15 protein-coding genes are annotated in these 21,517 nt (G+C 70.9%); 5 read left to right on the forward strand and 10 right to left on the reverse strand.

Annotated features, from left to right (window positions below):
* Positions 1 to 52: 52 nt before the first annotated feature.
* Entirely contained in the window at positions 53 to 2,146 is a 2,094-nt protein-coding gene (pta, locus tag D8M39_RS09355) for a phosphate acetyltransferase (protein ID WP_126874875.1), read from the forward strand.
* Positions 2,147 to 2,307: 161 nt separating this feature from the next.
* Positions 2,308 to 3,540 (forward strand): acetate/propionate family kinase, encoded by a 1,233-nt coding sequence (locus D8M39_RS09360; RefSeq protein ID WP_126874876.1) that lies wholly within the window; start codon positions 2,308 to 2,310, stop codon positions 3,538 to 3,540.
* A 155-nt stretch (positions 3,541 to 3,695) separates the two neighbouring features.
* Here D8M39_RS09360 and D8M39_RS09365 read toward each other — a convergent pair whose 3' ends face one another.
* From D8M39_RS09365 to D8M39_RS09390, 6 genes are all read right to left on the reverse strand, one after another.
* Positions 3,696 to 4,199, reverse strand: a complete 504-nt coding sequence (locus D8M39_RS09365; RefSeq protein WP_126874877.1) for a phosphoribosyltransferase — start codon at positions 4,197 to 4,199, stop codon at positions 3,696 to 3,698.
* Positions 4,200 to 4,208: 9 nt separating this feature from the next.
* Positions 4,209 to 5,654, reverse strand: a complete 1,446-nt coding sequence (locus D8M39_RS09370; protein ID WP_126874878.1) for a hypothetical protein — start codon at positions 5,652 to 5,654, stop codon at positions 4,209 to 4,211.
* The gene (locus D8M39_RS09375) at positions 5,647 to 6,477 is read right to left on the reverse strand and encodes a WecB/TagA/CpsF family glycosyltransferase (protein ID WP_126874879.1); all 831 of its coding nucleotides are present in this window, start codon (positions 6,475 to 6,477) and stop codon (positions 5,647 to 5,649) included. The genes D8M39_RS09370 and D8M39_RS09375 overlap by 8 nt, the downstream gene beginning before the upstream one ends.
* Positions 6,474 to 7,589, reverse strand: coding sequence for a hypothetical protein (locus tag D8M39_RS09380; RefSeq protein ID WP_126874880.1), 1,116 nt, complete (start codon positions 7,587 to 7,589; stop codon positions 6,474 to 6,476). The genes D8M39_RS09375 and D8M39_RS09380 overlap by 4 nt, the downstream gene beginning before the upstream one ends.
* A gap of 63 nt (positions 7,590 to 7,652) precedes the next feature.
* Entirely contained in the window at positions 7,653 to 8,696 is a 1,044-nt protein-coding gene (locus tag D8M39_RS09385; RefSeq protein WP_161971387.1) for a glycosyltransferase family 4 protein, read from the reverse strand.
* A gap of 5 nt (positions 8,697 to 8,701) precedes the next feature.
* A complete protein-coding gene (locus D8M39_RS09390; RefSeq protein ID WP_126874881.1) occupies positions 8,702 to 10,225 on the reverse strand; it encodes a hypothetical protein in 1,524 nt (507 codons plus the stop codon).
* A gap of 280 nt (positions 10,226 to 10,505) precedes the next feature.
* Here D8M39_RS09390 and D8M39_RS09395 point away from each other — a divergent pair, with 280 nt between their 5' ends.
* Complete coding sequence (locus D8M39_RS09395; RefSeq protein WP_126874882.1) at positions 10,506 to 11,192, forward strand: YveK family protein; 687 nt, start codon at positions 10,506 to 10,508, stop codon at positions 11,190 to 11,192.
* Between the two features lie 140 nt (positions 11,193 to 11,332).
* Here the strand turns inward: D8M39_RS09395 and D8M39_RS09400 are convergent, their stop codons facing one another.
* Positions 11,333 to 12,697 carry an AMP-binding protein gene (locus D8M39_RS09400; RefSeq protein ID WP_238694036.1) on the reverse strand — a complete coding sequence of 455 codons (1,365 nt, stop codon included), beginning with the start codon at positions 12,695 to 12,697 and terminating at the stop codon, positions 11,333 to 11,335.
* Positions 12,698 to 13,039: 342 nt separating this feature from the next.
* Positions 13,040 to 14,434, reverse strand: coding sequence for an AMP-binding protein (locus D8M39_RS09405; protein ID WP_126874884.1), 1,395 nt, complete (start codon positions 14,432 to 14,434; stop codon positions 13,040 to 13,042).
* A 202-nt stretch (positions 14,435 to 14,636) separates the two neighbouring features.
* On the opposite strand from D8M39_RS09405, the gene D8M39_RS09410 reads away from it, so the two are divergent.
* Complete coding sequence (locus D8M39_RS09410) at positions 14,637 to 16,199, forward strand: nucleobase:cation symporter-2 family protein (RefSeq protein WP_126874885.1); 1,563 nt, start codon at positions 14,637 to 14,639, stop codon at positions 16,197 to 16,199.
* 239 nt (positions 16,200 to 16,438) lie between these two features.
* Here D8M39_RS09410 and D8M39_RS09415 read toward each other — a convergent pair whose 3' ends face one another.
* Both D8M39_RS09415 and D8M39_RS09420 read right to left on the reverse strand, forming a co-directional pair.
* A complete protein-coding gene (locus tag D8M39_RS09415) occupies positions 16,439 to 18,454 on the reverse strand; it encodes an ABC-ATPase domain-containing protein (RefSeq protein ID WP_126874886.1) in 2,016 nt (671 codons plus the stop codon).
* A gap of 131 nt (positions 18,455 to 18,585) precedes the next feature.
* Positions 18,586 to 19,905, reverse strand: coding sequence for an MFS transporter (locus D8M39_RS09420; protein WP_126874887.1), 1,320 nt, complete (start codon positions 19,903 to 19,905; stop codon positions 18,586 to 18,588).
* A gap of 75 nt (positions 19,906 to 19,980) precedes the next feature.
* Between D8M39_RS09420 and D8M39_RS09425 the strand changes: the two genes are divergently transcribed.
* The gene (locus D8M39_RS09425) at positions 19,981 to 21,030 is read left to right on the forward strand and encodes a hypothetical protein (protein ID WP_055083553.1); all 1,050 of its coding nucleotides are present in this window, start codon (positions 19,981 to 19,983) and stop codon (positions 21,028 to 21,030) included.
* Positions 21,031 to 21,517: the final 487 nt, after the last annotated feature.

The raw sequence follows: 21,517 nt of genomic DNA on the forward strand, positions 1-21,517 counted from the left end.
CCCGGTCCATAGACTGGAGGCACAGCCGACCGATCGCGAGGGAGCACGTTCCATGACGCAGGGCATCTACATTTCCGCCATGACACCGCGGAGCGGCAAGACGCTGGTGGCGCTGGGCCTCGCGGACACCATGTTCAAGCGCACGGACGCCCTGGGCTTCTTCCGCCCGGTGTTCGACGGTGCGGCGCCGGAGGACGACTCCGTCCTGCAGCTGATGAAGCGCACGTTCGACCTGCCCGACTCCCGCTGCCGGGGTGCGGTCTCCCTGGAGCGCTGCCGCGAGATCCTCGCTTCCGGGGACCACGACGAGCTCGACTCCGCCGCCATGGCCGTGTACTCCGAGATGGCCCGCGAGTGCGACGTGATCCTGGTGGACGGCACGGACCTGGTGGCGCACAACGCCGCCACCGCGGAGTTCGACCTCAACGCCCGCCTGGCCAACAACATGGGCTGCTCGGTGGCCGCCGTGATCAGCGCGCACGACTCCGAGCGGGTCAAGGACGTCCTGAACGCGATCGACGTGACCCGCACCGAGCTGCGCCAGGCCGGGTGCGACATCTACGCGGTGGTCGTCAACCGCGCGGACCCCGCGCACGTCGAGGAGATCCGCCGCAACGCCAAGCCCGGGGACCACAACCTCCCGGCCTACGTGATCCCGGAGCTGCCCGCGATCTCCAACCCCACCGTGGCCGAGCTCGTGGACGCCCAGGGCTACGCCACGGACTTCAACGAGAGCTCCCTGGACCGTGACATCAAGGCCGTGAAGGTGGCCGCCATGACCGCGGGCAACTTCCTGGACCAGATCGCGGACGGGGACCTGGTGATCACCCCCGGGGACCGGACGGACGTGGTCTCCGCGACCCTGGCGTCGTCGTTGGCCCCCACCCTTCCGGCGCCCGCCGGGATGCTGCTCACGGGCGGGTTCCGGCCCGCGGGCGCCGTGGGATCCCTGCTCGGCGCCGCGCCGTTCCCGGTGCTGGTGACCGAGCAGGACACCTTCTCCACCGCGCAGTCCGTGGCCTCCACCCGCGGCACGCTGGCCGGCGCGCACTCCCGCAAGATCGCCGCGGCGCGCGGCGCGTGGGCCGAGTACGTCGACAGCGACGAGCTCGCGGGCCGGCTCACCCTGCCCCGCCCGGTCAGGCGCACGCCCCTGCGGTTCCTGCACGAGCTCGTGGAGTCCGCGCGCGCGGACCGCAAGCACGTGGTGCTGCCGGAGGGGGACGACCCCCGCATCCTGCGCGCGGCGGAGATGATCCACCGCCGCAACTTCTGCGACCTCACCGTGCTCGGCGAGCCCGAGGCGGTGCGGACGCTCGCCCAGTCCGAGGGCATCGACCTGGACTTCGACTCCGATGGCCTGAACCTCGTGGACTTCCAGCACGACGACGCCCTGCGCGAGAAGTACGCGGACGAGTACGTGCGGCTGCGCTCCCACAAGGGCGTGAGCAGGGAGCAGGCCCTGGAGCGCATGGCGGACGGCTCCTACTTCGGCACCATGATGGTGCAGATGGGGGACGTGGACGGCATGGTCTCCGGCGCCGCCCACACCACCGCGAACACCATTCGGCCCGCCCTGGAGTTCGTGAAGACGCGCGAGGGCGTGAACATCGTCTCCTCGGTGTTCTTCATGCTGCTCGCGGACCGCGTGCTCGTCTACGGCGACTGCGCCGTGAACCCCAACCCGGACGAGCAGCAGCTCGCGGACATCGCGCTGGCCTCCGCCCAGACCGCCCGCGAGTTCGGGGTGGACCCCCGCGTGGCCATGCTCTCCTACTCCACCGGCGGCTCGGGCTCCGGGGAGGACGTCGAGCGGGTGCGCGCCGCCACAGAGCTCGTGCGGGAGGCCCACCCGGACTTCGAGGTGGAGGGCCCCATCCAGTACGACGCCGCCGTGGACGCCTCGATCGCCAAGTCCAAGCTCCCGGGCTCGCACGTGGCCGGCCAGGCCACCGTGTTCGTCTTCCCGGACCTGAACACCGGCAACAACACCTACAAGGCCGTCCAGCAGTCCGCCGGGGCCGTCGCGGTGGGACCCGTGCTGCAGGGTCTGCGCAAGCCCGTGAACGACCTCTCCCGCGGCTGCACCGTGGACGACATCGTCAACACCGTGGCCATCACGGCCATCCAGGCGCAGACGCTCTGAGCTTTCCAGGCAGGCTGGGCGCGGGCAGGGACCGCGAGGGACGACGACGCCGCCGCGAGCGCCGTCGTCGTCCCACCGCACCGCCTGTACCACCTGCCCCACCCGACTCGAACCGGCTCCGCCACAACCCGCGGCCACCGTGCCGCTGAAGGGACAGCACCATGCTCGTACTCGTCGTCAACTGCGGTTCGTCCTCCATCAAGTACCAGGTCCGCGAGGTCACCACGGCCGGTGAGGAGCCGCAGGCGTACACCTCCTCGATGCCCGCCATCAACGAGAACGTGACCCTGGACCGGGCCACCGCCGGCGTGGAGGGTGGGGAGGTCATCACCAAGGGCCTCATCGAGAACATCGGCACCTCGGACGTCCAGGACCACACCCAGGCCCTCGAGATCCTCTCGCGGCGCCTGGACGAGGAGCTCGGCGGGCGCACGATCGACGCCGCCGGGCACCGCGTGGTCCACGGCGGCGAGCGCTTCTCCGCGCCCGTGCTGGTCAACAACGAGATCATCCGCGCGATCGAGCGCCTCGCCCCGCTCGCCCCGCTGCACAACCCCGCCCACGCGCTCGGGCTGCGCGCCATCCAGAAGACCTACCCGGGCATGCCCCAGGTGTGCGTGTTCGACACCGCGTTCCACCGCTCCATGCCCGAGAAGGCCTGGCGCTACGCCATCCCGGACGACTGGTACGAGATGCACGGCATGCGCCGCTACGGCTTCCACGGCACCTCCCACGACTACGTGACGGGCAAGGCCTGCGAGTGCCTGGGCATCCCCCGCGAGCAGTTCAACGCGGTGGTCGCCCACCTGGGCAACGGCGCGTCCGCCACCGCGATCCGCGGCGGGCGCTCGTTCGACACCTCCATGGGCTACACCCCCCTGGCAGGGCTCGTCATGGGCACCCGCAGCGGGGACCTGGACCCCTCCGTGGTCACCGCCATGATGGACCGCAACCCCGCCATGGGCACACAGGAGATGAACCGGGTCCTCAACAACGAGTCCGGCCTGGAGGGCATCTGCGGGGACTCGGACATGCGCGCCGTGCAGCAGCGGGCCGACGCCGGGGACCAGCGGGCGCAGCTCGCACTGGACATGGCCGCCTACCGCCTGGCGAAGTACGTGGGCGGGTACCACGTGGCGGTCGGCGGGGCGCAGGCGCTGATCTTCACCGCCGGCATCGGGGAGAACTCCCCCGAGTTCCGGGCCCTGGTGTGCGACCAGCTGGGGGCACTCGGCATCACCCTGGACCCCGCGCTCAACGAGGACCCGCAGGGGGACGTGGCCCGCATCAGCGCGGAGACCTCCGCGATCGAGGTCCTCGTGGTGGCCACGGACGAGGAGCGGGCCATCGCGGAGGCCACCGCCGCACTGGTGTGGGAGCGGGTCAAGAAGTAGCGGGCGGGCGCCCCGGCCCGGCCCGGCCCGGCCCGTACGAAAATAGTGCAGAAAACGACGTCTGCCGCCTGGTAGGCGTCGTTTTCTGCACTTCATGTGCGCCGGAGCCCGGGCCCGAGGGGGCGACGGCGCGGCGCGGGCCGGGCGCGGGCGGGTCAGCCCTGCTTGGTCACCGGCTCCTGCGCGGACCACGGGAAGACGATCCACTCGTCGGTGGACTTCCAGGAGAAGTCCGGGCGGACCTCCGAGCGGGGCTTCTCGTAGACCACGGCGGAGCGGCACTCGGCACCGTAGCCGCGCAGCAGCTCCAGCACGAGGGCGAGGGTGCGGCCGGAGTCCACGACGTCGTCCACCACCAGCACCTTCTTGTCGCTGATGGAGTCCGTGTCCAGCATGGGGGCGAGCAGCACCGGGTCCGGGAGGGTCTCGTGGACGTCCGTGTAGAACTCGACGTTCACGGCGTCCGAGAGCTTCACTCCCATCGCGTAGGACAGGGCGCCAGCGGGCAGCAGACCACCGCGCGCGACGGCGATGATGATGTCCGGGGCGAACTCCGAGTCCACGATCTGCTGGGCGAGCTCACGGCTGGCGGCGCCGAACCCCTCCCAGGTCAGGATTTCCTTGTTGTCCAGTTCTGTGGAGTCCGCGTGAAAGGCCATTCCCGTAGGTTAGTCGGTTTTCACGGCCCGCACGTGCAGCCACAGGCCTCCGGCCATGCACGCGGAGCGGAAGAACTCGCCCACGAGGACCCACGCGGCCATGGTCTCGGCGGTGCGTGAGCCGGTTAGCAGCGCCCCGCCCACCACGAGCACCATCTGCAGGGCGGAGATCACCGTGAACACGCGTTCGCGTCCGCCCAGCATCAGGACGGTCGAGAAGGCGGAGGTCACCGCGTTGACCACGGTGGCGGCGACCAGCACGGTCGCGGCGGTCCACGCGCCCTGGTAGTCCGTGCCGAGCAGCCGGACGAGCCCGTCCTGGCCCACCACGAACAGGAAGGCGAGCAGCCCCACGGGCAGCACCAGCGAGCTCGCGGCGGCCTGTGCGAGCAGCCGTGCCAGCCCGCGGAGGTCCCGCAGCGTCGTCGCGATCCTGGAGGAGAACACCGTGGCCACGGCGGAGGTCCCCATGGCGCCGCCGCTCTGCACCTTCTGGGCGACCTCGTACACGCCGGCGGTGGCCAGCGAGTGCCCGCCCAGCACGAACATGGGCCCCCGCACGCACAGCGCGGTCAGGGCGTTGCCGGCGCCCACGGTGAGCGCGGCGCGCCACGGAACGGGGCCGATCTCCGGGCTCCGGCAGCAGTCGACGTCGGGCAGGCCGGAGGACGCCGCGCGGCGAGCGGGCCGGCGGACGGCGCCGAACGCCGTCGTCCCCTCACTCCGGTGGCGAGCCGTCACCCGGTGACGGGGCGCGCGAGGGCGCTGGAGCTGCCCCCCGGGCGCAAGGGGCCCCGCGGGCGAGGCGAACCACAGCGCGACGGCCACCAGCACGAACGCCGCGACCTGCGAGAGCACGAGCAGATCCGGTGCGAAGGCGGCCGCGAGGAGGGCCCCCAGCAGCCCCAGGCCGGGCAGCGCGACGGACTCCAGGAACTGGCCGAGCACGGGCCAGCCGCGCGCCTGGCGCTGCACCACGAACAGCCGCTCGAACGCGGACGCGGCGGCCACCACCCCCAGGGCGAGCAGCAGCTCCCACGGTCGCCGCGCCAGGGCCATCCCCGCGCAGGCGAGGGCCAGGGCTGCCAGCCCCCACCCCCACAGGGTGCTGACGGCCCGCAGGTCACGCCTGGCCACCGCCCGGGCGGCGCGGGCCTGCCCACCGGTCCACAGGGGCGAGGCGGTGCGCAGACCGATCACGTCCACGCCCACCGTGCCTGCCATGCGCGCGACCAGCGCCACGGACCACAGCACACCGTTCAGGCCCACGTCCTCCACGGAGAAGCGCAGGGCCACGGCCCCCACCAGCAGCATCTGGAGGACGGCGCCGCCCACCCGGATGCCCAGCACCACCGCGGACTGCGCGGCCGCGCTGCGGGAGGCCGCGGCCAGCCGGGCGCCACCGGCGGTCAGGACTGACGGGGTGCACGGCAGCGTCGAGTTGCGCTCAGCCACGGTGCCAGCGAGCCCTCATCACCAGCCAGATGAACTTGGTGTTGCCCACGAGGTAGCGCTTGAACATGCGGCGCGGTTCCTGGACGAGACGCCAGAACCACTCCATGCCGGAGCGCTGCATCCACCGGGGCGCCCGGGAGGTCCGGCCGGCGACGACGTCGAAGGAGCCGCCCACACCCACGCAGATGCCCGCGCCCGTGAGCTCCTTCTGCCCGAAGACGAAGTCCTCCTTCAGCGGGGACGGCACCCCCACCAGCACGATGTCCGGGGTCGAGCGGGAGACGAGCTCCGCCATCTGCTCGTCGCTCATCCCGTCCCGGCGCCAGTAGCCGTTGTGGAAGCCGACGACGTTCGCGCCGCGGGCGAGGAAGCGCCACCGCACCCGGCGCACCACCTCCTCGGTGGCGCCCAGCAGGTAGATCCGCCGCCCGTTGTGGGCGCTGAGTTCCACGAGCCGGTCCATGAGGTCGATCCCCGCCACCCGTTCCGGCAGCGGATCGCCCAGCAGCCTGGACGCCCACACGAGCGCCTGGCCGTCCGCGGTCACCAGGGTGGCGGTGGAGAACTTCTCCACCAGCTCGGGATCGTTGCTCACCGACACGAGCTTCGCGGCATTCATGGCCAGGTGGTTGTACCCGCTGCCGCCCTCCCGCAGGAGCTCCTCGATGGCCTCCACGGTCTGGTCCATGGTGAGGGAGTCCACTGCCGCGCCGAGGAGCTCGCACCGCGGGGGCGTCGACGGCGACGGCGCGGCGGCGTCGTCGCCGTGGGGGCGGCGGGGCTCCCTGGCGAGGGTGGGGCTGGTCTGGTCGAGGTCCGTCACGAGACGTCCTTCCCGAGGTCGGAGATGTCACGGTCCTGGGCGAGGCGCGCCCAGCGGGCGAGCGCGAGCGAGGCGTGCGCCTGGTTCCAGCGCATGTGGGGCAGCGCGCGGGGGCTGTTGCGGAACCCGCCGTCGGGGCCCTGGTGGGAGAGCAGGTGCAGGATGGCCGGCGCCGGGTCCACCTCGAGCTGGCCCCGCTGCGCCAGGGCGGCCAGGAAGCCCACGGTGGTGGCGATGTTGTGGACGTCGTCCGAGGGCTTCTTCTCGTCCGCGGTGTAGACCGGCAGCAGCTCCCACGTGAGGCAGTGGGCGTACCAGTAGTTGAGGCCGCGCTCGTAGGCGGTGCCGATCTCGAAGCCGTCCTCGCGGAGGCTGTTCAGGGAGTCGAGCACGTAGATGGTGTGGAACGAGTCGACCCATTCGAGGCCCTCACCCTCGCCGTAGGCCCAGGAGCCGTCCGCAGCCTGTGCCGCCACGGTCCTGTCGACGGCGCGCTGCACGAGCTCCCTGTCACCGCCCAGGAGGGCGAGGGACTCCGCGGCCAGCAGCGAGCCGTTGTGCACGAGCCGATCCGAGGCGTCCGTGTAGCGGAAGTGACCGTCCGGGTGGGCGAGGCCCTCGAGCCAGCGGGTGGTCTCGGCGGAGACGGCCTCCAGCCGGCCCGTGGCCGCCAGGGCCCGCAGCGCGAACACGGTGGCCACCACGTTGGGGGAGCCTGCCAGGTAGTGCGCCCAGCGGGTCTGGACGTCGAACTCGTACCCCCACGGGCCGTGCCCCCGAGTGTCGAAGATCCGCTCCACCAGCGCGTCCGCCGCCTCGCCACGGCCCAGGAACTGCTCAGCGGAGGAGAACAGCGCGAGCGCCTTGGTCATGGTCACCCCCGGAACCCGGGTGGCGCGGCGCAGCGTGGTCCCCAGCCGTTTGTGGGCCTGGACCCACACCTGACGCGGCACCCGACCCCGCAGCGCGGGCGCCAGCGGGGAGAGTAGCCCGTCGTACGGGTCCGTCCCCGTGAAGTCGCGGACGCGCGCGAACTCCAGCGCGCGCTCCGCGGCGCTCGTGACCTGACTCCCCAGCGCGTCCGTGCGCTCCTGCGATACCCCAGCACTCATGTGTTCCCCCAACGTGTGCGTGTGACGGCGCCGATCTTGAGAACGGCGGTGATTCGTGGTTGCTCAGGCGCCGGGTCCGGCCACCCGTTCGTAGACGGCACCCAAACGTGCCGCGTAGTCCTCGATCCGGTATCCCTCCTGCCACCGCCGGCGGGCCTCGCGCCCCGTGCGGGAGACGCGTTGCGGGTCCGCGAGCAGGCTCCGCAGGGCATCCGACAGTGCGCGCGGGTTCCCCACCGGCACCACGACGGCGCTGCGACCGTCCTCGACCACCTCACCCACCGCGCCCACGTCCGTGACCACCGGGGCAAGACCCCAGGCCATCGCGTCCAGCAGGGACATGGGCAGGTTCTCCCCGTAGCTGGGCAGCACGAGCACGGAGGCCTGCGCGAGGCGCTCCTCGAGCTCTGCCGCCCCCAACCAGCCGGTGAGCTCCACGTCCGGGGTGCGGGCGAGCAGCTCCGCGAGGCCTTCACCCTCCGGGGCGTCACCCGCGAGGACGAGGGTGGTGCGGACCTCGGGAGGCAGGGCGGACCAGGCCTCCAGGAGGTCGTGGACGCCCTTACGGCGGCCGATCTGACCGCTGAACAGAACAACCGACGCGCCTGTTCCGTACGGGACCTCATGAGGGCCGGGAACCGCGTTCGGGACCACGACGATGCGCGCCGGGTCCACCCCGAGACCCCGCACGAGCTCGTCCCGCCAGAACTGCCCCAGCACGATCACAGCAGCTGCCCCGTGGAACATGCCACGGATGAGCTTTCGAACGAGAGGACGTGACTGCGCGACGAAGGTGTCGAATTTCCCGCCGTGCAGATGCAGCACGTAGGACCGGCGTCTCCATCGCAGAACCGTGGTGAGAGCGAGCTTGCGCCATGTGCTCAGGCCGGAGGCCAGGTTCACGTGGAACACCGTGTTCTCCCGGACGGGCGCCGCACACACGCGCAGCGCTTTCAGGAAACGAACCAAACGGCGAACAGGCTGCCCGGGTGTCCCCCCGGAGTCCACGAAGGTCAGGTCCATCCCGGGATGCTCCGACCGGGAGAGGTGGCCCATGAGCACGCCGATCCCTCCCGCGGCGTCCGGAACCGGACCGAGAACGATCACGTGAGTCATCGTGTGCGCTCCGTCCGTGACTCGCCCCGCGCAGTGTGCCGAGGTCTCCCGTCATCCGGAGAGCTCGTGGCTGCCCCTGCGCCGTCACGGCGCATCGGCCCCCCGGTGGCGCCGGAGGCAGACCGCCCCCAGGGTGCCTCCCGCACGGGTGCGGGGGGAGATTCGACCGCAGTGGGCGACACGGCGTCCAGGGAAACTTCCCGCAGGTAGAGCGCAGCGGCGATGCCCGCAGCCATGAAGACGGGGCCGAACATGGGCGGGCCGGTGAAGACGGGGGCGGCCAGGGACTCGATGAACATCTGAGCCATCCAGCTGACAGCCACCATGCCCAGCCAGCGCACGTGCGGAAGGGTGTGACGGCGCATCAGTCGCCATGCCGGAATCAGCAGCAGCAGCAGAGCCACCACGTAGCAGACCATGCCCAGCACGCCCGATTCCGCCAAGACGGAGGGCCAGAACGTGTCCGTCAGGAAGCCGCCCCGCTTGCCCTCCCCCATGCCGTAGATCCGCTGGTAGCCGAGGTCCACGTAGAGGGGGCTGTAGGTGGACGAGGCCACCGCCGAACCGTAGCGGCCGAAGCCCACCCCTAGCGGGAACGCCCCGACCGCCAGTTTCACGGAATCGGCAGTCATGAGCGTCCGCGCCGTGACCCCGACATTGTCGAAGTACTCGTGGTACGAGGTCGCGACTACCTGAGTGAGCGGCTCCCAGCCCACGATGAGGAGTGTCGGAACGAGAATCGCGATCGTCACCGTGGCCCTGGCCTTGTGCCCCGGCATCCACAGCCGTCCAGCGATGGCCACCAGCGCGGTGGACGCCACGGACTTGCGACGGAACGTGAGAAGTCCCGCGAGCCCCGTGGCGACCATGAGAATGTACGTCCCCACCGAACGCGCCACGATGCGGTGGTACGCGAGCACGGCGAGGAACGCCATGCCCATGGTGGACCCCAGCCCCACGGGGTGGTCGAAGATGCCGGTCAGGCTGGGGATGCCGAGCCGGTAGCTCACTGCCTGACGGCCCACCATGGCGTTCCAGGCCTGAGGGGCCACGGCATTGGCGACCGCAGACAGCAGAACGACCACCAGCACCACGGTGCCCGCTCGCACGATGCGGCGGACATCCTCCCGCGTCCAGTCCAGCTGCATGACCCCGAGCGCGAGCAGCGGGCCCTTGAGGATCAGGAACGCGCCGAGCCCCCACACACTCAGCGGAACGGCGTTCACCACCGCAGACACGGCTCCCAGCGCGAAGAAGGCCCCGAAGAACCAGTACGCGGGAAGACATCGCACCGAGCCGTGCACCACGATCCGGCGGGTCGTGAAGACCAGCAGGGCAATCACCACCGCCGCCTCGTCAACGTTGCCCAGGACGGAGACCCCCGTCGCGGTGGCGAGGGTCTGCGAGATCAGGGTCATCACCAGGAGCAGGACGCACGCGGTCTTGGGCCACAAACCCATGACCACGAATGCGCCCACCGCTGAAACAACGCACACTAGCGCCGCGATGATGATCCCCACTGATTCCGTCCCCCGAAGTCGTGAAATGCGGCCGCCCCCCGACTGACCTGCGGATTCACTCTAGCGACCGGGGGCGGATGTGCACAGTCGCCCGCTGGATGATGACGCGCGGGGCCGTCCGAGGACACCCCCGCTGGGCGGACGTCTCGGAACGAAATCACGCACTCGCCTCGCCTACACTGTGGGGGACAGAGCGCCCGGGGGGAACGCACGAGTCGGGTGGACATCATGAACACGGGGCGGTCACACCGTCACCGGCGCGAGGGGATCCGCACACGCCATGAGCCAAGCAACACGCATGCCGCGAAAGAACTACGAGCGCGGGGAAGTCAGCACGTACGACATGGGCCGGGCACTGCGCCGCGGCTGGTGGCTGCCGCTCGTCCTGGCGCTCATCGGAGGTCTCCTGGGGTGGCTCGGATCCGTTGCGGTGGGCACCTCCTACACGTCCACGACCTCCGGAGTCGTCGTCTCGGACGGTGGCACGGACGCCACAGAGGCCTTCGCCGGTGAAAACCTGGCCAAATCCCGGGCCGTCACCTTCAGCAGCATCTCGGAGAACAGCTCCACTGCTTCTGCCGTCATTGAACGTCTGCACCTGGACACCACGCCCGAAGCAGTTCTCCAGAACGTCAAGACCTCGGTCCCCACGGACACCAGTGAGGTCCGGGTGGCCGCCACGGCCGGGTCACCCGAGGCCGCCCGCGACCTCGCCAACGCTTGGGTGGACGAGCTCAGCAAGCAGGTGGGAGAACTCGAGTCCGCCACACAGTCCGAGGGCGTGAAAGTCCAGATGGCCAAGGTGGGGGAGGCCTACACGCCGCAGAACCCATCCTCCGTGTCGCCCGGGCTGCTGATCTCCGTGGGTGCGCTGCTGGGGCTACTGGCAGGGATCCTGCTGGCCATCGCACGAGAGCACCGCAACCGGGCCACTGGTGTCTCGATCTCCACGGGCAGGCAGGCCTGAGGACAGGCGAGTCGGACCGCGCGCTCACGCGCACGGCAGTTGTGCGGCACACCGCGCGAGGGGTGGAAGCCCGGCCACGAACCAAGACCACGACAAGGGCCCGGTCGCTGCTGGCGACCGGGCCCTTGCGCGATCATCTTCTAGGCCCAGGTGGTGGGGGCGTCCGGAATCTGCTGGTCCAGGAGCGTGAACTTCCCGTTCACGGCCGAAGGCAGCTCAGCAACAACTTCCAGATCCAGTTCCACCTGGTTCTCGGCACGACCGGACATCAGCCGGTGGAAGTTCTCAAGGTCTTCCCGACGGGCGCCTGCCGCCGGTTGCACCAGCAGCGTGGCTCTTCCCGGGACTTCCTGCCGCAGCTTGAAACGGTAGACGCACTCGAGTTCTTCCCCGTGCGCGGTCAGGCTCGTGGTGGCGAACAGGCTGCCGTCGGCCCGCACCAGCCCCTCCCTGCCGCGGCGGGCGAGGATGTCGCGGAAAAGAGGGGTGCCGGCGTCGTCGTGGCCCACCAGGAGACCGGAGTCCCCGGTGTCGTAGCGCAGCAGCGGCATCCCGCGGCCGTCCAGCGACGTCGTCACAATCCTTCCCCTCTCCCCCACGGCCACGGGCGCCCCCGCGGGATCCACCAACTCCACGTGCCCGTATGTGGGATACGGATGGTAGATGTGCTCCTCATCCATCCGCGCCAGGACGGTCTTCTCACTCAAGCCGTAGAACACCGAGATCGTCGCGTTCGGGAAGACGTCCCGCAAGATCTCCTCCTGCGCTTCCGTGAACTGCTCCGAGACGGGCAGCAGACCTCGGATCTCCTCGCACCACGAGGTGTCGAACTCCGCATCATCCAGCAGACGTGCCAGGTACGTGAGCGTTGACGGGGAGCCGTGCAGATACTTGATCCGGTGCTTACGGATGAGACCCCAGTGCTCACCGAGTGACTCCGGGCCGACAGCCGCAACACGGACCACGATCTCGCCCACCGTTCGCATCACCATGTACGGGCGGTCTCCCGGCAGTTCCACCCCGCGGAAGAACATCCGCCAGTCCCCCAACCGGTAGCCCGTGGACGACCACGCATCCACCACGAACGCCCACTCCCGCGCCCCACGGTTGCGGTTCATCAGAAAGAAGATGGGCTCCCCAGAGGTCCCGGAACTCGCCGAGAGCTCCACCTCTGAATCGTCCACCGCGAGCATGTCGCGGTAGTTCTCCGACAGGTCCCGGCGGGTCATGATGGGCAGCCTCTGCAGCACTTCCCGCACCGGCAGAGTGGAGTCGAGGACCCCCTTCAGGGGGCGGTAACGATCGTCCCCTGCGAAGTACGGCGCCTGTCCGGCGGTGCGCATCGCCGCCGTCAGACGTTCCTCGACGATCATCCGAGCCCACCACGGCGTCGTCCGGGCCTTGAGGATCTCGCGCCGCGTCGCCTCGTACACGGGACCGTACCGAAGCCGTGGTGGCACGAGTCGCACCGGCGCCGCGAGCAGCTCCCGTTGCTCGACGGGCATGTGTGCCACGAATTCTCTGAGCGACGTCAATGCGTTTCCCTTCCCCCGTGTGACCGCGCATCCCCTGGGCGAGCCACGTCACGTGTGCGTCCTCAGTGTGACCTGTTTTCCCATTTCTTGCACGGTCAATCCCGCCATGACCTGGGAAGATGCTCCCCCGAACAGGTTGTCGAAGAGCTCGCTCGCCGGAACTTTCCTGACGGCCACCTCCGAGCGCCGGGAAAGCGGCCCAGGACGGCCCGCCGCCGCTCAGGGCCAGTGAGCAGCGTTCGGCGGCGCACTGCCCCAGCAGCACGACGAGGCCCTGTCGCATGGTGTGACAGGGCCTCGTCGTGCTTGCCGCTAGGCCCAGGTGGTGGGCGCGTTCGGGATCCGCTGGTCGAGCAGTGTGAACTTCCCGCTGGCGGACGTCGGCAGCTCGTTCACGACCTCCAGATCCAGCTTCACCTGGTTCTCGGCACGATTCATCATGAGGTGGTAGAACCTCGCGAGGTCCTCCTGCCCGGCCCCTGCAGCGGGTTGCACCACGAGCGTCGCCCTCCCCGGGACCTCCTGGCGCAACTTGAAGCGGTAGACGCACTCGAACTCCTTCCCGTGCACGTTGAAGCAGGTGGTGGAGAAGAGCTCGCCGTCAGCCCGCACCAGACCCTCCCGGCCCCGGCGGGCGAGAATGTCGCGGAAAAGGGAAGTGCCGGCGTCGTCGTGCCCCACCAGGAGACCGGAGTCCCCCGTGTCGTAGCGCAGCAGCGGCATCCCGCGCCCGTCCAGAGTGGTGGTCACGATCCGCCCACGCTCGCCCACGTCCACGGGTGCGCCGTGGGGGTCCACGAGTTCCACGTGACCATAGGTGGGATAGGGGTGGTAGACGTGGTCCTCGTCCATGTGCGCCAGCACGGTCTTCTCACTCAGCCCGTAGAACACCGAGATCTCGGCGTTCGGGAAGGCCCGGCGCAGGATCTGCTCCTGCGCGGGCGTGAACTGCTCCGACACGGGCAGGATCCCGCGGATCTCCTCCCGCCACGACGTGTCGAACTCGGCGTCATCCAGCAGACGGGCGAGGTACGCCAGGATGGACGGGTAGCCGTGCAGGAACCTGATGCCACGCGAACGGATCAGCCGCCAGTACAGGTGGATGGAGTCCGCAGTGACGGTTTGGATCCGGATGACAATCTCTCCGGTGCTGCCCATCACGAAGTACGGCCGCCCGCCGGGAAGGTCCAGACCGCGGAAGAAGACACGCCAGTCCCCCAACCGGTACCCTGTGGACGACCACGCATCCACCACGAACGCCCACTCACGCGCTCCCCGATCACGATCCAGAAGAAAGAAGATCGGTTCCCCCGACGTGCCCGAGCTCGCCGAGAGCTCCACCCGCGACTCCTCCACCGCCAGCATGTCGCGGTAGTTCGCCGAGAGGTCCTGGCGAGTCATGATCGGCAGCTGCCGCAAGGCATCGCGTGGCATGAGGCGGGAACGCAGAGCATCCGCCAGGGCACGGTATCGGGGATCGCGCATGTAGTACGGCGCCCTGTGGGCAGTGTCCATGGCCTGCAGCAGCCGCTCGTTCACCGTGCGCCTGGCCCACCACGGAGTGGTGCGCGCCTTGAGGATCTCCCGCCGTGTGCTCTCGTACACCGGCCCGTACCGGCGCGCGGGCGGCAACAGTCGCGCCGGCGCGGCGAGGAGCTCCCGCTGGTGAACCGGCATGTGAGCCACGTACTCCCTGATCGACGTCAAGACCATCCCCTTCCCCCTGGAGCGGTGTCACCTGTCCTCCGGTTGACCCACCGTTTTGCGCTTCTCCCAGTGTGGACTTTTCTCCTGCAAATTTCAGCCTCGACCTGCTGATGACCTGGGCGGTTGTTGCCCGTACCGGCCTGGGCGCCCGCCCGCCTACACTTTTTGTGAGTCCACGTCTCCATCCCCACCGAGGATCTCTATGCCCAGCAGCGCGCCGTCCGTCCTGTCCGACGAGCGGGTGGCACGCCCCGAGGACGAACGGCTGGGCACCGGGCGCACCGTGGTGTACGCCGTGCAGCACATCCTCACCATGTACGGCGGTCTCATCGCCGTGCCGCTCGTGGTGGCCAGCGCCGCGGGGTACGACGCCGCCACCACCGCCCTGCTCGTGGCGGCCGCCCTGTTCGTGGGCGGGTTCGCCACGTTCCTGCAGGCGTGGGGGCTGCCGCGGATCGGTTCCCAGCTGCCGCTGGTGCAGGGGGTTTCCTTCACCGGTATCGCCACCATGCTGTCCGTGCTGGCCACGGGCGGCGGCATCCAGTCGGTGATGGGCTCCATCATGGTGGCCTCCGCGTTCGGCTTCCTGGTGGCACCGTTCTTCGCCCGCGTGCTGCGCTTCTTCCCACCCGTGGTCACGGGCTCCATCATCACGACCATCGGCGTCACCCTGGTCCCGGTGGCGGCCGGGTGGTCCATGGGCGACGACGCCGCCGCACCGGACTACGGCTCCCTCGCCAACATCGGCCTGGCCGGGTTCACCCTGCTCGCCGTGCTGCTGCTCTCGAAGTTCGGGGGTGCCGTGCTCTCGCGTCTGGCCATCCTTGTGGCCATCGTGGCCGGCACAGTGCTCGCGTGGGCCACGGGGATGGCGGACTTTTCGCAGGTGGGTCAGGGGCCGTGGGTCGCACTGCCCTCGCCGTTCCACTTCGGTGCGCCCACGTTCCACATGGCGGCGATCGTGGCCATGGGCATTGTGATCCTGGTGAACATGGCGGAGACCACCGCTGACATCCTGGCCCTGTCCGAGATCACGGGCTCGCGGATCGACTCCGCACGCATCGCGGACGGGCTGCGCGCGGACATGCTCTCCTCCGCCGTAGCACCCGTGTTCAACTCGTTCACGCAGACGGCGTTCGTGCAGAACGTGGGGCTGGTGGCGATCACCAAGGTCAAGAGCCGCTACGTGGTGGCACTGGGCGGCGTGTTCATGGTGCTGCTGGGCATGCTGCCCGTGCTGGGTCAGGTGATCGCCGCGATTCCGCTGCCCGTGATGGGCGGCGCCGGGTTCGTGCTGTTCGGCACCGTGATGTCCTCGGGCATCCGCACCCTGGCGCGCGTGGACTACCGGGGCGGGATGAACCTGATCATCGTGGCGGTGTCCCTGTCCTTCGGGATGGTGCCGATCGTGGCCCCCACCTTCTACGCGGCGTTCCCGTCCTGGGTGGGCATCATCTTCTCCTCCGGCATCTCCTCCGCCGCCGTGGTGGCCCTGGTGATGAACTTCTTCTTCAACGAGCTCAGCGTCCACAAGAGCTCCACCGAGGCCATGGGCCTGGGCACCGTGGGTCTGCGGGTGCTCTCACCGCGGGAGGCCGGGGCCCTGCAGGACGGCGACCAGTTCGTGGACGGCCGCCTGCTGGACGCCCAGGGCCGGGAGGTTCCCTTCGCCACCTCCCAGGAGCAGTACGAGTCCGTGCGCGAGCGCATCAGCGCGGGCGAGCTCACCTCGCTCGAGGACATCCGCCGCGCCGTGGGCAACTAGCCCCGGACGACGCCGCCCGCCCCCGTCCGCGAGCGACGTCGGTGCCTGCCACTGCTCCGTTGGTGCAGAAATCGGCCCGGAAATCTGCACTGGCGGAGTAAATGCACGCGCGCGCACGTGGCGGCGGGGGCAGGCACGGGCCGGGGCGGACGTGCCGCGAGCGCTGGCCGTGGTTCACGCCCCGCGTCAGCGGCACAGCTCCCGTCAGCAACGCACCCGGCGGCGCGGCACAGCTCCCGTCAGCGGCGGACCCGGTGGTAGGCCGCCGCCACGTCCTGCGCCCTGGGCAACGCCAGGTGGCCCGGGTGGCCGCGGTGGTGCGCGAGGGCATCAAGGCCCTCACGGACCACCCGTTCCAGGGCGGCGTCCACGAGCTCGGTGAGGGGCGTGCGACCGTCCGCCGTGCGCTCGACCTCCTCCAGAAGCCGCGCGATCGCCTCCGTCTGCGAGGGGTCCACGAGCTGGCTCAGGGCGGAGAGGTCCACGTCCTCGCGACCCAGCTGGATGGTGTCGAGGCCGCGAGCGCGTGCCGGTTTGTCCCGGCCCCCGGGGCGGCCGGAGCTGCGGTCCGATCCTCCCCGGCCATGCTGTCCCCGGCCACCGCCGCGGTGCTCGCTGCGTCCACGGGAATCGTCCCGGGCACCCGCCACGCGCTCGGTCACCCCACCGCCGTGACCACCGTGGGCTCCGGGCGCTGCGCCGGGACCCGCCCCCGGACCGGGCCGGGCGGCGTCGTGCCCCGAGGCCCGGGACGCGGCGTCACCCGGGACGCCACCGGGAACGTGCGGACGGATCTGCCCGAAGGACTCCGCGGGACGCATGTCCTCGGGGCGCGGGAACTCGCGGACCACCTGCCGGGCGCGGTCGGTGACGTCCAGGGCGCGGTAGGCGTACATCGCGATCACCAGGTCCGCGACGTCCAGGAACGCCCCGGAGCCGCCCGTGACCAGGATCGAGGACACCCCGCGCTCGGCGTAGAGGGCGCCCACCCGGTCCACGAACGGCGTGATGGGCTCGCGCTCGCCCGGAACCATGGCGCGCATGCGCTCGTCCCGGACCATGAGGTTGGTGGCGCACGTGTCCTCGTCGAGCAGCAGCACTCCGGCCTCCGCCTCGACCGCCTCGACCGTGGCGGCCGCCTGGGACGTGGAGCCGGACGCGTTGGACGTGCTGAAGTCGCGGGTGTCGGCGCCGGTGGGCAGGTTGGTGATGAACGGGGAGACGTCCGTGTGGGACACCGCCCGACCGTCCTCCGCGCGCACGGACACGGCACTCGGCAGGGTGACCACGCGCTCGCGGCCGTCCCCGGGCACGTGGCTGTAGACCCCGCGCTCCAGGGCCTGCAGCAGCGTGGACTTGCCGTGGTAGCCGCCGCCCACGACCACCGTGACGCCCTCCGGCACGCCCATGCCGCTCACGGTGGAGCCGTCCTCGAGCTCCAGCTCCACCCGCAGCCGCGGCGGGGTCTCGAACGGCACCGCCCCGCGGGCGAGCGGCTCGTCCCGGTGACCGGAGGCGCGGGGCAGCACGGCGCCGTCGGCCACGAACGCCACGAGGCCGCGCTGGGGCAGCTGCGCGCGCAGGTGCTGGGCGTCCAGGTGGGAGATCACGTGCGCCTCGAACGCGGCGGGGTCCAGGTTCTCCCAGCGCAGCGAGCGCTCGACGATGCCCGGCAGCACCTCCGTGAGCAGCCGGTGCGCGGCGTGGCCCTTGATGCGCCGCCCTGCGGCGGGCAGGGCGATCTCGCAGCGCACCTCCACGGCTCCCGCCTCAGCGGTCGACGACGCCGGACGGCCGGCTCCGCGCCCCCGGTCCACCGCCCCGGCGTCCCCCGCCCGGTGCATCCCGGACTCGCGTGCCGGGGCGGGATCCACCGCGCTCCCTGGATCCGGCACGATCACGGAGGAGCGCTCGAGGATCTCCTGGCCCGTGCGCTGGATCGAGATGCCACCGGAGTCCTTGCCGCCGCGCGGGCCCAGGTCCCGGGCGGCCCGGGCGAACTCACGGGTGAGGAAGTCCCCGGCGGCCACGCGGGCGTCCCGGGTGGCGATCAGATCGCGGGGGATCCCGGTGTCGGACAGGGAGAGCCGGATCCGGGCCAGGGACGGCGGGGCGTACGGGTCCGACTGCACCCGGTCCACGATCAGCTCCGCATCACCCAGCCGCCACGAGCCCTTGAGCTGCTTGTAGGCGCCGTAGCTGCCGCCGTCCAGGCGGCGGAGGGTCTGGGCGAGGTCCGTGCGCGGTGTGCTCATGGGTCCATCGCACCACATGTGCGAGGGCCGGGGCACGCGGCAGGGCCGCCTCCCCGTGCGGTTTCCCACAAGCAACGGGCCGGGGGACCAGGCCCAAGCGAGCGCTGCGCGCCCCGGGCCCCGTTCACATCTCAGGCTCTGCGTGCCTGCACCCGCCCGAGCACCAGCGCGGCCACAAAGCACAGCACGTATGCCCCAGCGACGGCGGCCCATCCGGCGGTGAACGCCTCCGTGAGGTCCACGAGCTGGCCCACCACCACGGGCCCCAGCGCGAAGCCCAGGTACATCCCGGTGGCCACCAGTCCGGACGCCACACCGATCCGTTCCTTGGGCACGGCGGCCACGATGCCCGAGTTGATCACCACGTTCGCAGCCAGAGGCAGTGCTGCGTGGAAGGCGACGCCCAGCCACATGAGCCAGTGCTGCTGCGTGGTCTCCGCGAGCACGAGCAGCCCGAGCCCCACGACCCCGCCCACGCTCATGACCTGGATCAGCGGCGCGGGCCTGCCCAGTCTGCCGGTCACCCGACCCCACCCGATCCGGCTTCCGATCCCGATCACACCCATCACGCCCAGCAGCAGCCCGGCCACCGTGACGGTGTACCCCATGGCCCGCACCGCGAACAGGGACGCGTACACGTTCACGCCCTGCGTACCCACCGCGTTGAGGAAGGACGTCAGCGTCAGCAGCCACACCGCCGTCGGCAGCGCGCCCGACGACGCCGCGGCACCCCTTCCCGGGGCTCCCGCACCCGCCGCGCGCAGCCCGGACCTTTCCCCCGTTCGTTCCTGAGAGACCTGGCCGGGGCCCGGGTTCACGCCGTCGGCCGCGGCGTCGGACAGTTCCACGTGGGCGGACTCGAACGGTCCCCCATGGGTCGGCCCGGGCAGACCGGCGGAAGGGCGGTCGCGCGGTGGTGCGGGAGCGCGCCCCGCGGCGGAGGGTGCGGCGGGAGAGGGAGCGGGCGGCGTCGTCGGGGTGTTCTCGCGGGCGCGGCGCTGCAGCCGGGTGACCACGGTCCACCCCGTGACGAGCAGGGGAACGCACAGCAGCGCGCCGAACAGCGCGGCACCCCGCCAGCCGAACGCCGCGCCCGCCACCGGGAACGTGAGGCCCGCGACCAGCAGCATGGCGTAGGACTGCCACGTGGCGCTGAGCAGGAACGCCACCAGCACACCCCCGAAGATCAGGGTGAGCTGCACGCGGGTGTCGATGCGGTCCGCGAGCACTCCCAGCAGTGGCGCCGCGAGACCCGCTACCACGAACACCGCCGTGATGATGAACCCATACTGCCCCTCGGTGATCCCGTAGCTCTCCACGATGGTGGCGCTCAGCGCACCCACCCCGTAGTTGAACACCGGCCCGGCGGCCATTGCGGCCATTGCGGCCATGAGCACCGCCAGCAGGATTCCGGGGGCCGTGCGCGTCGGCGCGGATGGGGTGCGGGTCACAGTCGATCACCCTAGACCCGCACCGCGCCCTCGACCTCCCGTAGGCTTTCCCCACGACTGAGAAAGGCGGACGTCATGAGTGACTCACTGGATCCGGAGCTCGCCCGGGCCCTGCAGGAACCGGCGCGGCTGGTGCGCACGGACCCTGCACTGCTGGACACGGTCCGCCAGGCGGGTTCCCCTGCCCAGGCGGAACTGATGCGCCGCGTTTCGGACGTGCGCACTGTGGAGGACCGGTACGCGGCGGCCGCCATGCTCGCCGCCCTCTTCGGCCACCGCGGCCCGCTGGACCAGGCCGCCCACGGCTACGGCAGCACCCCGCCACTCGAACTGCTCGCGCTCGCGGACGTCCCGGCGCTCCAGCCCGCCCTGCGGGAATCCCTGTCCTCCCCCGTCCGCACCGGCCTGCTGGAGTGGGCCACCACCGCGGACCCTTCTCACCCGCCCCTCGAACTCGCCATGGCGGCCCGGGATCTCGGGCTGTCCGACGTCGCAGTGCTGCGTTCCGTCGCGGATCGCGCGGACCAGGTCGCCCACGACGTGGCACCCGCACAGCGGGAGCCACTGGCCCGTTTCTCGGAGGTGCTGCGCGCGGCGGCGCACAACCCCCGGGACGGTGGGGCGGCGGCGTCCGCGCCCGGTTCGATGCCGACGCCGCAGGCTCCCGTCGGCTCGCAGGGCCCCGCGGTCACGACCACCGGCATCCCGGCCTCCGAGATGCTGGGCGAGGACGAGCTGGACGAGCCCTCCCGGCCCGGACACCGCTACCCGGGTGAGGGCGTGCCCGTGCGCGACTCGATCGCAGGCCCTGGCGCCAACGCACCGCTGCAGACCTGGGAGCCGGGCAGCCTCTCGGGACGTCCCGCGGACGGCGAGTCCCGGGACGGGGACGACGCCGCCCGCCCGGCCGGTCCTGCGGGCTCACCCGACCGCCACGGACCGCCGGTACCCCCGCGCGAGCCGTCCACCAACGAGCTGTACTACGGGGTGGGCAGCGACCGGTACGCGGACCGGGACCCGGACAGCGAGCAGACCCGGGCCGAGGACCGCCACGTGGCCCGCAACTGGGCCATCGTGTTCGCAGTGATCGTGGCGGTCATCGTGGTGCTGGTGCTGCTGTTCTGACCACGGTAGGACCGCCGACCCCCGCCGAGCCGGTTGGTTGGCCAGATCCGCCAGGCTCTGCCTGTTGCGCCACCCGATCGGGTCCAGCTGCCCGTCGGTGAGCGGCTCGGTCATCAGCGCGTAGTCGTAGACCGGTGCGGACTTGAGCCTGTTGTGCTTGAGCAGGACGAGAACACGTTGGTGGCCAGCACGGCGCGAGGCGCCCGCACGAGCCCGGCGTCGGTGTGGGCCACCACGCCGTCACCGAGGTGTCCAGGTCGGTCGCGCGGCTGTATTCGTGGATCTCGCCACCCAGCTCCGTGACCACCCGGGCCAGTTTGGCGGGGTTGGACCATGGCACACGTTCGCTTCCTCCACCGCCGGCGGGGTGCGTGGGGGCGAACCTGCCCACGCACTGCGCGCTCATCCAGGAAGACGCTGGAACCGTCCTCGGCAGTGGGCTCGTTCAGCCACCGCACCTGGTGAGGCTCCGCGGCCAGGTTGAGAT

Origin of the sequence: Kocuria sp. HSID17590 (genome assembly GCF_003989485.1) — a bacterium.
GTDB classification, from domain to species: Bacteria; Actinomycetota; Actinomycetes; order Actinomycetales; family Micrococcaceae; genus Kocuria; species Kocuria salsicia.